At 38.8% G+C, this 12452-nt stretch carries 13 protein-coding genes; 1 reads left to right on the plus strand and 12 read right to left on the minus strand.

Going from position 1 to position 12452, the window contains the following annotated elements; translation table 11 throughout:
* Positions 1 to 483: 483 nt before the first annotated feature.
* The 12 genes from hcpE to EAL49_RS00655 form a co-directional block, all read right to left on the minus strand.
* Positions 484 to 1551 carry a Sel1-like repeat protein HcpE gene (gene hcpE, locus EAL49_RS00600; RefSeq protein ID WP_120828165.1) on the minus strand — a complete coding sequence of 356 codons (1068 nt, stop codon included), beginning with the start codon at positions 1549 to 1551 and terminating at the stop codon, positions 484 to 486.
* 93 nt (positions 1552 to 1644) lie between these two features.
* Positions 1645 to 2010, minus strand: coding sequence for a c-type cytochrome (locus EAL49_RS00605; protein WP_120828167.1), 366 nt, complete (start codon positions 2008 to 2010; stop codon positions 1645 to 1647).
* On the minus strand, positions 2010 to 2930 hold the full coding sequence (hemC, locus tag EAL49_RS00610; protein ID WP_120828169.1) for a hydroxymethylbilane synthase: 921 nt from the start codon (positions 2928 to 2930) through the stop codon (positions 2010 to 2012). The genes EAL49_RS00605 and hemC overlap by 1 nt, the downstream gene beginning before the upstream one ends.
* Before the next feature lie 10 nt (positions 2931 to 2940).
* The gene (gene proS, locus EAL49_RS00615) at positions 2941 to 4674 is read right to left on the minus strand and encodes a proline--tRNA ligase (protein ID WP_120828171.1); all 1734 of its coding nucleotides are present in this window, start codon (positions 4672 to 4674) and stop codon (positions 2941 to 2943) included.
* 3 nt (positions 4675 to 4677) lie between these two features.
* A complete protein-coding gene (gene hemA, locus EAL49_RS00620; RefSeq protein ID WP_120828173.1) occupies positions 4678 to 6027 on the minus strand; it encodes a glutamyl-tRNA reductase in 1350 nt (449 codons plus the stop codon).
* The gene (locus tag EAL49_RS00625; protein WP_120828175.1) at positions 6027 to 6950 is read right to left on the minus strand and encodes a polyprenyl synthetase family protein; all 924 of its coding nucleotides are present in this window, start codon (positions 6948 to 6950) and stop codon (positions 6027 to 6029) included. The genes hemA and EAL49_RS00625 overlap by 1 nt, the downstream gene beginning before the upstream one ends.
* A 9-nt stretch (positions 6951 to 6959) precedes the next feature.
* Complete coding sequence (locus tag EAL49_RS00630; RefSeq protein WP_120828177.1) at positions 6960 to 7355, minus strand: hypothetical protein; 396 nt, start codon at positions 7353 to 7355, stop codon at positions 6960 to 6962.
* Positions 7348 to 7632 carry a DUF2018 family protein gene (locus tag EAL49_RS00635; protein WP_001206047.1) on the minus strand — a complete coding sequence of 95 codons (285 nt, stop codon included), beginning with the start codon at positions 7630 to 7632 and terminating at the stop codon, positions 7348 to 7350. The genes EAL49_RS00630 and EAL49_RS00635 overlap by 8 nt, the downstream gene beginning before the upstream one ends.
* A gap of 20 nt (positions 7633 to 7652) precedes the next feature.
* The gene (gene dps / locus EAL49_RS00640) at positions 7653 to 8087 is read right to left on the minus strand and encodes a DNA starvation/stationary phase protection protein (protein WP_000846462.1); all 435 of its coding nucleotides are present in this window, start codon (positions 8085 to 8087) and stop codon (positions 7653 to 7655) included.
* A 206-nt stretch (positions 8088 to 8293) separates the two neighbouring features.
* Entirely contained in the window at positions 8294 to 9439 is a 1146-nt protein-coding gene (flgS, locus tag EAL49_RS00645) for an acid survival sensor histidine kinase (RefSeq protein ID WP_000748808.1), read from the minus strand.
* Positions 9436 to 9753: a hypothetical protein gene (locus EAL49_RS00650; protein ID WP_000609415.1), complete on the minus strand. Its 318-nt coding sequence runs from the start codon at positions 9751 to 9753 to the stop codon at positions 9436 to 9438. Before EAL49_RS00650 ends, flgS begins: the two co-directional genes overlap by 4 nt.
* Positions 9750 to 10778: a flagellar basal body P-ring protein FlgI gene (locus tag EAL49_RS00655; protein ID WP_120828179.1), complete on the minus strand. Its 1029-nt coding sequence runs from the start codon at positions 10776 to 10778 to the stop codon at positions 9750 to 9752. The genes EAL49_RS00650 and EAL49_RS00655 overlap by 4 nt, the downstream gene beginning before the upstream one ends.
* 189 nt (positions 10779 to 10967) lie before the next feature.
* On the opposite strand from EAL49_RS00655, the gene EAL49_RS00660 reads away from it, so the two are divergent.
* Positions 10968 to 12446, plus strand: a complete 1479-nt coding sequence (locus EAL49_RS00660; RefSeq protein ID WP_120828181.1) for a DEAD/DEAH box helicase — start codon at positions 10968 to 10970, stop codon at positions 12444 to 12446.
* Positions 12447 to 12452 lie beyond the last annotated feature (6 nt).

The raw sequence follows: 12452 nt of genomic DNA on the forward strand, positions 1-12452 counted from the left end.
CTGTCTCATCTGACAACAATTTTTAAAAGAACGCTTGAAATTTAACTATTTTTCGTTATTTTTATCAAGTCTTTTTATAGTCGTGCATACCGCTCTGTTATCGTGTGATTCGTGTTTATAGCGTGCTTATAATAATAACCACGCAAAGCCATAAATTAAAGCTATTGAAAAACACAACCAAACGCATATCTATCCATAGCGCAAAAAACACGTTAAAACATTTTTATAGGACTTTTAAACCTAAAACCCACTTCAAGCTAACCTAACAAAAGTTTATACTATAAAAACACACTAACAAACACAACCAAACAACCACAAAAAACATTCAAAAAGTTTTCTTTTTGAAAATAGACAAATCCCTAAAAACACTAAAGATTAAAAAATTAATGGGGTGGGTTTCTGCTTTAGCTCTTAAAACAGAGCCAAATCTTTGAAAAGTTTTGAGTCAAACACGATGATAATTTAGGGGATTGATTGAATTTTTCAATACCCCCTGAGTTTGGTGAGGTTTTCGCATGCTTGTTTCATGCCTAGCTTACAGCCCTTGTCATAAATCATTATGGCGTTTTCTTTATCTTTCATGTTGTAATACATGCCCGCTAGAGCGAAGCAGCCCACCTCATCGCCCATATCGCAACCCCTTTCATAATTATCAAGGGCTTTCCTCAAGTCTTTTGGAACAGCGTCCCCTTGGGAATACATAAAGCCCATCCTGGAGCAACTCACCGCGCTCCCCATATCGCATGCTTGTTTGAAATAATTAAAAGCCTTTTGGGGATCTTTTTTGACATACCTGCCTAACATATACATAGAGCCCAAACTCGCGCAACCACCAGAATTGTTTAAAGCACAAGCTTTTTGCAAATAATCAAACGCCACTTCAAAATCTTCATCAAGCCCTGCATCGCCATTTTCAAACAAACTCCCTAACGCGCGGCAAGCCTGCCCATCGTCTAATCGGCATGCCTTCAAATAATAGATGACGGCTTTATGGTTGCTTTGTTTGACTTCTAAAAAGCCTTTTTCATAAGCCACGCCCAAAACATAACACCCCTTAGCCATATCAAAATTACAGCTTTTTTGGTAGTAGGTAACCGCTTGATCGGCATTGCCTTTGATTTTTCGGTCATAAATAATGCCTAAATTGTAGCAACTCTCAGGGTGTTTTAAAACGCACGCCTTAGCGTAAGCGTCAATGGCCTCTTGATAATTTTGAGCCGTGCCTAACCCCTCATCATAAAGCCCCCCTAAACCAAAACACCCTTCCCTATCATCAGCCTGGCATGCGGTTTTATAATATTCTAGGGCTTTTTTATAATCTATTCTAGTGCCTTGCCCGTTTTCATAAATGATTCCTAATTGCGTGCAACCTTCACTCACCCCATTATTGCATGCTTTTTTAAAATAAGATGCAGCTTTAGAATAATTCCCGCTTTTATAGGCTCTTTCAGCAACCCCCAAAAAACTATTGTCTTGTTTCCCCCATAAATGGGCGTTCAAGCTCCAAAAAAATAACCCACAAACTAATATTTTTAAAAATTTGACACTCATTCTTACCTTCTTTTAAATTCTGATTTTTAGAACCCTTCTTTAATCAAAACAAAAAATGCAACGCTCCATTTTAGCATAAATCAAGCGCTTTGATTAAGGCTTAAGAGGATCCTTACGCTCTTCTTTATGCTCTAAAGAGGTGATGTAAAGGTAAATCGCTTGGATTTCTTCTAAATTGAGGTTGTATTTAGGCATCATGCCTTTGCCTAAACTCAGGGCGTCTTTAAAGGTTTTAAAATCTAAATGGTTGATTTTAGGGGCGTAGAGGATTTTTTTTTCGCCTTTTTCATAATAAAAGGTGATTTCTTGTTGTTCGCCTTTAATGCCATGGCATTTCGCGCACGCAATACCCCTAGGGTTTTTATAAAGAGCCATCCCGTATTCTAAATCAGAGATGAAATCCGCTTCTTTAGCACCTAAATTCAATAAGCTTATAGCTAGCGCGATAAACAAACGCATTAAAACAACTGCGCCTTTTCTAAAATCTCTTTGGCCCCGCTTTGCAAAAATTCTTTTAAAAGCTCTTGAACTAAATCAAACGCCTTAGTCTTATCCCCTTGCTTTTCTTTAGTAATGACTTCTTTCCCGTTAGGCAAGCCTAAAACCGCCTGGATTTTAACCCTATCGCCCACTAAACTCGCATGCACGCCTACAGGGATCTGACACCCCCCATTAAGCCCCTTGATAAACTCCCTTTCTAAATGGCAACAAAACGCGCTTTCTTCATCGTTGAGTTTTTGAAGCGTGGCAAAATGCTTGTGGTTTTTGAGCATTTCCACCCCTAAAGCCCCCTGACCCATGCTAGGAATCATTTCTTCCACGCTAAAAGCCTTGCGGTATTTCGCTCCTTGAATTTCTAGGCGGCATAACCCAGCTTCAGCCAAAATGATAGCGTCAAATTCTCCGCATTCAAGCTTTTTCAAACGGGTTTGGACATTCCCCCTTAAGCTTTCTGTGTCTAGATCCTGGCGTTTCATTTTGAGTTGCATGGAACGCCTTAAAGAAGTCGTGCCAACCTTTGCCCCTTTAGGCAAGCTCATCAAATCAGGGAATTTCACGCTCAAAAAAGTGTCCCTCGCATCAGCCCTTTTAGTGATGCATGCCAAGTCTAACCCCTTTTCAAACACGACCGGCACATCTTTTAAAGAATGCACCGCCAAATCAATTTCACCTTTTAAAAGCAATTCTTCTAATTCCTTAGTGAATAGCCCCTTACCGCCAATTTTATTTAAAGGGGTGTCTAAGATTTTATCGCCCTTAGTCTTAACGATTTGAATCTCGCTTTCTATAGAGCATTCTTTTTTCAGGCGTTCTTTAATGTGATTCGCTTGCCATAAGGCTAATTCGCTCCCCCTAGAGCCAATCACTAATTTTTCCATTCCCTCCCCCTTATTCGCTCGCTAATAGTTCTAAAATTTTTTCTTCTAATTCGGTGTCTTTAAGCGTTTGTTTTTCTAAATTAGCGCGTTTGATGCATTCAAATTCTTTATTCTCTAAAGTTTGCTTCCCAATAATGAGCGCCAATCGTTCCCCAATCAATTCAAAATCCCTCATCTTCGCCCCAAAACGCGCGTCTCTGTCATCTAACAGCGCATCAACGCCCTTTTGGAGCAGCCTTTCATACACTTCAAAAGCGAGTTTTTTTTGCGCTTCATCTTTCCAATTAGAAACCACGATCACCACATCAAAGGGAGCGGTATTTTTCGTCCACACACAGCCTAAATCATCGCTTTTTTGCTCTAAAATCGCGCTGAGCAACCGGCTAATGCCTATCCCATAGCACCCCATTTCAAAAAATTGCTCCTTACCATTCTTATCCAAGAAACTCGCCTTCAAGCTTTTAGCATAGCCTTGCCCGAGTTTGAAAATATGCCCCACTTCCAAACTCTTATGGTATTTCAACGCTCCTTGACAATTAGGGCAATGATCGCTCTCTTTAACCTGGACAATATCCGCATAAACAAGATTTTCAAACCCTTTTAAATCCACGCCCACCGCATGAAAATCCTTTTCATTAGCCCCAGCGATCAAACAATCGCCCTCTTTTAAATCTCCATCAAAAACAATGTAAGAAACATGCTTTTTCAAGCCATAAGGCCCTATAAAACCCGCTATTAACCCCGCATTATCCAAATCTTTTTGACTGGCCTCTCTCAATTCTAAAGCGTTCGCTCCTATAATGTTCAAGGCGTTTAGGGCTTTAGTCTCTTCTAAATTGTCATCGCCCCTAGTAAAAAAGCACGCTAGGGTTTCTTTATCTTTATGGATCACCTTTCTCACAAGCGCTTTTAAAACAAAATAAGGCTCTGTTTTGAAAAACTCCGCCACGCTTTGTGCACTAGTGGTATTAGGGGTAGGGAATTTCGCTAATTGCGCTTTTGGGACATTCAAAGGCTCAGGCCTTTTAGAGCGTTTAGCGATTTCAATATTGGCGGCATAATCGCAATTTTTACACACCACGATCGTGTCTTCCCCGCATTCGGTTAAAACGACAAATTCCCTGCTTTTACTCCCCCCAATCGCCCCGCTATCCGCTTCCACAATGCGAAAATCCAAACCCAAATCGCTTAAAATCTCTTTATAAGCGTTTTGCGTGTTTAAAAATTCCTTATCCAAGCTCTCAGCGTCTTCATGAAAGCTATAACCATCTTTCATGATAAATTCTCTCGCTCTCACCAGCCCGAATCGCGGCCGGATTTCATCACGGAATTTCGTGTGGATTTGATAGAGATGGACGGGTAATTGCTTGTAGCTTTTAATGAAATTAGCAGCAATTTCGGTGATATTTTCTTCTAAAGTGGGGCTTAAAACAAAATCATTGTCTTTTCGGTCTTTAAAAACCAGTAATTCCTTGCCGTATTTATCCAAACGGCCTGATTTTTCCCACAAACTCGCCAAAACCACAAAACTCATTAAAATATTTTGCGCCCCATGCTCTTGCATGCGTTTGTGCGTGATGTTTTCTATTTTGTCTAGCACTTTTTTAGCTAAAGGCAAAAAATTATAAATCCCACTGCCTACTTGATAAATGTATCCTGCTTGAGCTAGGTGTTTATGGCTTTTTAACACGGCATCTTTAGGGGGTTCTTTGAGAGTGGGGGCAAAGAGTTTTGAAAATAGCATGCATTATTCCTCGTAATATTCGCATTTATAGAGATTCAAATTCTGGGCATGGTTAGCGTTAGATTTGTCCAAATTAAACAAGTTTTTAATCGCGCCCACAAGCACATCGGATTCTTCTTTTTGAGCGTTCTTTTTTAAGGCGATGGTAGGGTGGTGTAAAAAGGTATTGAAAGCGTTGTGCAAGATCTTTTCAATGTTGTTTTCGTATTCTTTAGGCACATAGCGTTTTTTAAGCGCTTTTTGCAATTCCTTCTGGGCTGAAATCCTAGCTAATTCCCTTAAATCCTTAATCACAGGCTCCACTTCCAAACTTTGGATCCATTGGTAAAACTCCATTGTGGCAAGCCCTACAATCTCATAAGCTTTAATTCTGCTTTCTTGCCTGTTTTCCACATTTTCTCTCACCATAGGCTCTAAATCATCCACGCTGTATAAGAAAATATTATCCAATACCGGCTTTTCAATATTCCGTGGCACGGCTAAATCAAACCAAAAACGCCTGAAACTCGTTTCTTTTAACATGCCATTTTGCACGATAAAATGCGGCGAAGAAGTGGCGCAAAAAAGCAGTTCGTATTCATTGATATAAGCGTTTAAATTTTCTATATTTTGGAAGCTTACTTTTTTAGGCTCTTCTAATTCTTTGATAAAATCTTCAAATTTAGCCGCATTACGCCCTAAGATGAGCGCTTCAAATTGCTTGTTTAAAAGGTGCTTGATGACCAATTGAGCCATCTCGCCAAGCCCTATCACAAGGGCTTTTTTATCCTTAATCCTTTCTTTTTCAAAAATATTAAGTGCTTCTTTGACCGCCACTGAAGAGATGGAAACCCCTTGTTTGGAAATGCCGGTTAAATTGCGCACTTTAGCGGCGCATTTGAAAGCAAAATGGAGCAACCGGGTTAAATCTTTGGAGCAAAATTTCTCTTCAAAAGCGAATCTATAGGCGTTTTTCATCTGCCCTGTGATTTGAGTTTCCCCCACCACTAAACTATCCAAACTGCTGCACACGCTAAAGACATGATGGACTGCGCTTTCATCAACGCTCATTAAAACGCATTTTTCTAAATCAGACACGCTCATTTTTTTATTTTGAGCCAGGATTTTTAATAACGCATTTTTTTGTTCATTAGTATTAGCGCCGTGCTTTAGGCTCGCATAGATTTCAAAGCGGTTGCATGTGGATAACACCATGCACTCTTTGATATTAGGGCAGTGGGTTTTAATGGTTTGTAAAAATTCTTTAAGCGTTGCGGGCGAATTGATAGCGAGTTTTTCTCGCATTTCTAAGCTCATGCTTTTGTGTGTAAAGGCTAGGGTGAAATATTTTGACAAATGAGTTTCTAACTCCATTAAAAAGTCCTATAAATGACATCTTGCGCTAGTTTTTCTAAAATCAAATTGTTTTCCCCTTTAATGGCTTCAAGGGCCTTTTTAGAATAAACTTGAGCGATCTTAAGGGTTTCTTCTATGATACCATATTGCTTGAATTTTTCCTTAGTCCATTCTATGATTTCATGGTTATCTCGTTTAAAATAAGAAATTAAAAGCCCTTGATCGTGCTGATTTAATTTTTCATATAAAAGCAAGTAGGGTAGAGTGGTTTTGCCTTCTTTAAAATCGCTAAAATTGGGCTTACCTAGAGTTTTGGCGTCTTGAGTGATGTCTAACAAATCATCAATGATTTGAAACGCCATGCCAAAATGCAGTCCAAAATCCGCATACATTTTGGCGTCTTTATTTAAAAGAATCGCCATGCTCTTTAGGCTCGCTTCTATGAAATGAGCGGTCTTGTCTTCTAAAATGCGCCAGTATTTTTGTTTGTCGCTATTGAAACATTCCCCCACAAACACATCTTCAATCTCGCCCCTAGAGAGCCTTAAAACCGCATTAGAGAGGGCTTTGGCGATGGATTCACCCATTTTAGAGAGTTCAAAAAAGGCTTTGGAATAAAACACATCCCCAAGCATCACGGCGTTAAAATTACCAAAAAGAGCGTTAATGCTGGGGAGTTTTCGGCGCATGGTCGCCTTGTCAATCACATCATCATGCAATAAAGAAGCGGTCTGTATCATTTCTACAATCGCACACAAATTGAATGCTTTATCCAATGAAATAGCGTCTGTTTTTTCGTCCAATAAAGCGAGCATGAGTTTGGAGCGTAGCATTTTTGAAGGGCCAATCTTAGAAAACAATTCATCTATAAAGGCGCTTTCTATTTCTTTGATCCAAGAAGCGATCTTATTTTGAATGGCTTTAAGTTGTTTTTCTTGCATGCAAATTCCTTAAGGCTCTTTAGGAGAAAAAACAAGGGGCATAGGGGCTAAAAGCCTTAAAGCGGCTTTATCTTCTTTGAAATCTTTAAACACAAGCGACAGAACGCTGTTAGAAGAAAATTTTTCTTCAAAAACTTTGAGGTTATAGGTGTTTCTCGCATGATCGGTGTATAGAATAAACTGGTAAGGGAAATGGTTAAAACGCATGTTGATGACTAAACCTTTATTTGTGTATAGCGTCCAATAGAGCGTGATTTCTTTGGTTTGTTCGTTTGAAGTGTCTTTGATGATCGCTTTAAACACTTCATCTTTTTTTAATTCTAGCGTTTTATCTATCCCATAATCAAGCCCAAACGCCTTTAAAAAAAAGAGAAATATCAAGCCATAGCGGATAAGCTCATTCATTCCCACTAAGAATATTCGCCATGGATTGGATCACAATGTCTGTTTTCCTGCTCTCTATTTTTTGTTGCAACTCTCCATCAATCCTTAAAGCTTTAGCGAAAGATTCAAACTTTTCTTCTAAGTCTTCTTTTTCTATAAAAGTTTCCAAGAGAGCCAGAAGCTCTAAAAGCCTTTCTAGCTCCTTTTTAGAAAGCTTTTTACTCGCATGAAAAATAATGTCATTCCACTTGTCTAAGGGGTTTCCCTCAAAAATTTCAAGCTCGCTGTAATCTCTCATGCTAGCTTCTTTTTGATAGCTTAAGCCAAATGGGCTTCTAGCATCCAAATGGATTTTTGCAACTTGGCCAATTGATCGTCCGCATAAGTTACGGTGACTTTATCGCCTTCTTTTTCAGCGGTGTTAGAAAGCTCTTTAAATTCTTTTTCTAGGTGTTTGTAATCGCCTAGAATTTCTTTAAAGATGTCTTTAGAGTGGAAGCTCGTTTTAGTTTCTTCTTTAACACGAGTGAGTTTGATCGCTTCGGATAAAGTGACTAAGGGGTGGTGTCCTAATTGAACGATCCTTTCAGCGAGATCATCAAACATGTCCGCAAACTCTTCATAAATTTCTTCAGTGGCTTTATGCACATTGAAAAAATCGGTGCCTTTCACATTCCAATGGAAGTTATGCACTTTCATAAATAACACGATCGCATCCGCTTGCAAATGTTTTAAAATTTCAAATGTTTTCATCAAAAGTCCTTTTTTTAAAATTGTTTTAGGCTTTTATTTTCATAAAAACCTTGATCGCTATCCTACACCAAAAGAGTTAATGAAAATTTTTTTTTATCTTATTTTTGTCAAATATTGATAAACACTACTCAATTTAATATTATTTAATCTTTTTAAAATTTTGTTTTATAGTAAAACTCATTTTTTAAGGGGGATAGTTATCCAAATCAAGAAGCGTTAAGAATCTTAATTTCAAAGGTTTTTTCTTGATTTTCTAATAGCGCAATGCTCCCTTCATGGGCTTTAACGACTTGTAAAGACAAAGCTAACCCTAGGCCATTACCCTTTAATTTGGTGGTTTCAAAAGGCTCAAATAAAGCACTTTTGTTTTCCACTTCCTTGCCATTATCAATAATGGTGAAGACAATAAATTCATTTTGAATGAACGCTTCAATTTTGACTTGACCCTGTTCGCTTTCTTCTAAGGCTTCAATCGCATCAATGGCGTTATACAAGAAGTTTTGCAACACAATCCCCATTAAATCAAAGTCAAAAAACCCTTCTTCATCGCTAAAATTAAAAAGAAAATCAATGTCTTTGGAGTAAGTGTAGCAATTTAGGGCTTCTTTGAGATCGCTCTCTAGCGTTTTTAAACTTTGCTTGGTGCGGTTGGCTTGAATGCCTTTAGAAAAAAGCAAGGTGGCTTTAATGATCCTTTCTACGCGCCATAAAGCTTTTTGCAATTCTACAACAATGGGCTTAGTCTTCTCGTTCGCATGCTTTAATAACACCGAAGCTAAAAGAGAGATAGAGCCTACAGGGTTTCTGATCTCATGGGCTAAATGCGCTGAAATTTTCCCCATAGAAGCGAGCCGCTCTTGGCGTTTTTGAGCGCTAATATCGGTTGCGGTGATGATTTGCTTGCCTTGAATGCTGTTTTGCTGGACTAAATAGCTTTTATTTTCATGTTCAATTTCAGTGTTAAAATTTTCTAGTTTAGCCTTATTGAACACTTCATGGCTTTGATTGGCTAAAGAATTTTTATAAAAAAAGCTCCCGTTTTCATTCATCACCCAAATGGCTTGCGGTAAAATCTCTATGACCCATTCATAAAGGGCTTTATAATCCTTAAATTCCTTTTCCACCTTGTAGCTTTGCAAAATAAATTGGTTTAAAAGCCCTAGCAATTCTTGCATGTCTTTTTTGTTGGAAAAATTTTCTAATAAATCTTCGCTCTCTTTGGGTTTAAAATTTTCTAATGAAATCACATTGTCTTCTTTTTTTAACAACCCCTTGAAAGAAGAAGCCTTATAAGAGCGTTTCAAAGGGGAGTTTTTTAAATAAGGGCGTTTTAAGCGCTTGGATTTTTTCATGGTTTTTGTTTTTCTTGCTCTTTTAAGAAATTAAACAGCATTTCGCTATAACCAAAATTCCCGCTCAATTCTTTAGAAAGGGTGTCCTTATACATGGACGCATAAATTTCATCGCCTGGGGCTTTAGGATACAAGGGGTTATCCATTTTCATAGCGCTATCCAACATGAATTTTAAAAGCAGCGCTTCAAAAGAATCGGTTTGTTCTTTGAGGAGCTTGTCGTTTTTAGTTTGAGCCAACGCTTTTAATTTCTCTTCGCTCGCTAATTTAGAAACGTTGTATTGCTCTAACATGGCTTTATTGTTGTTTATCATAGTATCTCCATTTCAGCGCTAATCGCGCCGCTTTTTTTTAGGGCTTGCAAGATTGAAACCATCCCCTTAGCGCTCACGCCAATTTTTTGTAAGGCTTTTACCACCCCGGCAATGGTGATGCTTTTCCCGTTAGAACTCAGCGTGTTGTGAGCGGTGTCTAAGGACATGTTATTGTCTAAATCCTGCGTGTTTTTAGAGTCATTTAAAGGCTCTTTAGTGATTTTAAGCGTGATGTCTTGGCTTGTAACCACTATAGGATGCACTATTATATCCACTCCTGAAACGATCGTGCCTGATTTTTCATCTACAATGATCTTATTTTTCGCACTGTAATTAATAGGGATTTCTTGCACTAAGGCTAAAAACTCCACCATAGAAAAACGCTCTGGGCGAGTGATTTGAATGGTTTTTGGATCTAGTGCTATGGCTACTTTATTGCCAAATACCTTATTTAAAGTGTTTTGCACTTGGATAGCGTTTTTAAAATTAGGGCTTTTTAGGCTTAAAACCATGGCGTTTTTATGGAACAAATCATACGAAACTTCCCTTTCAATAGTCGCTCCGTTGATGATATTGGCTGAGAGCAAGTTACTAGAATTGCCCGAAACGATAGCCCCTTGAGCGAGAGCGTAAATATTCCCATCTACCGCATTTAAAGGGGTCATCACCAAAGTCCCTCCTTGAATGGATTTCGCATCGCCAATAGAAGAAATGTGAATATCAATTTTATCGCCCTGTCTTGCAAAGGGGGGCAAGGAGGCTGTAATCATCACGGCAGCGACATTTTTAGATTTAATATCGTCTGCAGAGATCTTGACATTCACGCTCTCTAGCATGTTAGAAATGGATTGCATGGTGAATTTTGAGCCGGATTTATCCCCTGTGCCATTTAGGCCAATCACAAGCCCATAGCCAATCAGCTGGTTATCCCTTACGCCCACCACGCTCGCTATATCGCCTATTTTTTCGGCCAAAAGCTTGTGGAAAGCTAATACAAAAATAAGCCATAAAAACACCCGTTTCAATCAAACCCTTTCTTTATATCCTTAAATTCTAATTATTTTAGCATAAGCCTTTTATAAAAACTTTAAACTTAATTGAGTGCATTTTTATGCTATACTCAAAAATCTTATAAACTTTAAATCAAAGATTTTAATTTTAGCCTTTTATTAACTTTTTATAAGTTTCAAATTAAATTGAGGTATGAATCTCCCATGGAATTGAATCAACCACCACTCCCTACAGAAATTGATGATGACGCTTATCATAAGCCGAGTTTTAATGATTTGGGCTTAAAAGAATCGGTTTTAAAATCCGTTTATGAAGCTGGCTTCACTTCCCCAAGCCCCATTCAAGAAAAGGCCATTCCGGCTGTTTTACAAGGTCGAGATGTCATTGCGCAAGCCCAAACAGGCACAGGAAAAACCGCCGCTTTCGCTCTGCCCATTATCAACAACCTTAAAAACAACCACACCATAGAGGCCTTAGTGATCACGCCCACCAGAGAATTAGCCATGCAAATTAGCGATGAGATTTTTAAGTTGGGCAAACACACCAGGACTAAAACCGTGTGCGTGTATGGAGGTCAGAGCGTTAAAAAACAATGCGAATTTATTAAGAAAAACCCCCAAGTGATGATCGCTACACCAGGAAGGCTGTTGGATCATTTAAAGAACGAGCGCATCCATAAATTTGTGCCTAAAGTGGTCGTTTTAGATGAAAGCGATGAAATGCTGGATATGGGGTTTTTAGACGATATTGAAGAGATTTTTGACTACCTCCCTAGCGAAGCGCAGATTTTGCTTTTTTCAGCCACGATGCCAGAGCCGATTAAAAGACTAGCGGATAAGATTTTAGAAAACCCTATTAAAATCCATATCGCTCCTTCTAATATCACTAACACTGACATCACCCAACGCTTTTATGTGATCAATGAGCATGAGAGGGCTGAAGCGATCATGCGCCTTTTAGACACCCAAGCGCCCAAAAAGAGCATTGTTTTCACGCGCACTAAAAAAGAGGCTGATGAATTGCACCAGTTCCTTGTTTCTAAAAATTACAAAAGCACCGCCTTGCATGGGGATATGGATCAAAGGGATCGACGCGCTTCTATCATGGCGTTTAAAAAAAATGACGCTGATGTGTTGGTGGCTACAGATGTGGCGAGCCGTGGGCTTGATATTAGCGGTGTAAGCCATGTGTTTAATTACCACTTGCCCCTAAACACTGAAAGCTACATCCATCGCATTGGCAGAACCGGGCGAGCGGGCAAAAAAGGCATGGCAATCACTTTAGTTACGCCTTTAGAATACAAAGAGCTTTTACGCATGCAAAAAGAAATTGATTCAGAAATTGAGCTTTTTGAAATCCCCACCATTAACGAAAATCAAATCATCAAAACCTTGCATGACGCTAAAGTGTCTGAAGGGATCATTAGCCTTTATGAACAGCTCACCGAAATTTTTGAACCCTCTCAATTGGTTTTAAAACTTTTGAGTTTGCAGTTTGAAACCAGCAAAATCGGCTTGAACCAGCAAGAAATTGATGCGATTCAAAACCCTAAAGAAAAAACGCCAAAACCCTCTAACAAAAAAACGCACCAACATGAGCAAGCGCGTTCTTTCAAAAAGGGTCAGCATAAAGACAGACACTCTAAAACGAACCACCATTCTAAAAAACCCAAACGCCGTTAAAATATT

The sequence above is a fragment of the Helicobacter pylori genome (assembly GCF_003637665.1).
In the GTDB taxonomy this organism is placed as follows: Bacteria; Campylobacterota; Campylobacteria; order Campylobacterales; family Helicobacteraceae; genus Helicobacter; species Helicobacter pylori_CK.

Coding starts and splice junctions, on each gene's coding strand:
- EAL49_RS00605 (WP_120828167.1), bottom strand. CDS start 2,010: ATGCGTTTGTTTATCGCGCTAGCTATAAGCTTATTGAATTTAGGTGCT.
- EAL49_RS00625 (WP_120828175.1), bottom strand. CDS start 6,950: ATGCAAGAAAAACAACTTAAAGCCATTCAAAATAAGATCGCTTCTTGG.
- EAL49_RS00635 (WP_001206047.1), bottom strand. CDS start 7,632: ATGAGAGATTACAGCGAGCTTGAAATTTTTGAGGGAAACCCCTTAGAC.
- EAL49_RS00660 (WP_120828181.1), top strand. CDS start 10,968: ATGGAATTGAATCAACCACCACTCCCTACAGAAATTGATGATGACGCT.
- proS (WP_120828171.1), bottom strand. CDS start 4,674: ATGCTATTTTCAAAACTCTTTGCCCCCACTCTCAAAGAACCCCCTAAA.
- hemA (WP_120828173.1), bottom strand. CDS start 6,027: ATGGAGTTAGAAACTCATTTGTCAAAATATTTCACCCTAGCCTTTACA.
- EAL49_RS00630 (WP_120828177.1), bottom strand. CDS start 7,355: ATGAATGAGCTTATCCGCTATGGCTTGATATTTCTCTTTTTTTTAAAG.
- EAL49_RS00650 (WP_000609415.1), bottom strand. CDS start 9,753: ATGATAAACAACAATAAAGCCATGTTAGAGCAATACAACGTTTCTAAA.
- hemC (WP_120828169.1), bottom strand. CDS start 2,930: ATGGAAAAATTAGTGATTGGCTCTAGGGGGAGCGAATTAGCCTTATGG.
- flgS (WP_000748808.1), bottom strand. CDS start 9,439: ATGAAAAAATCCAAGCGCTTAAAACGCCCTTATTTAAAAAACTCCCCT.
- dps (WP_000846462.1), bottom strand. CDS start 8,087: ATGAAAACATTTGAAATTTTAAAACATTTGCAAGCGGATGCGATCGTG.
- hcpE (WP_120828165.1), bottom strand. CDS start 1,551: ATGAGTGTCAAATTTTTAAAAATATTAGTTTGTGGGTTATTTTTTTGG.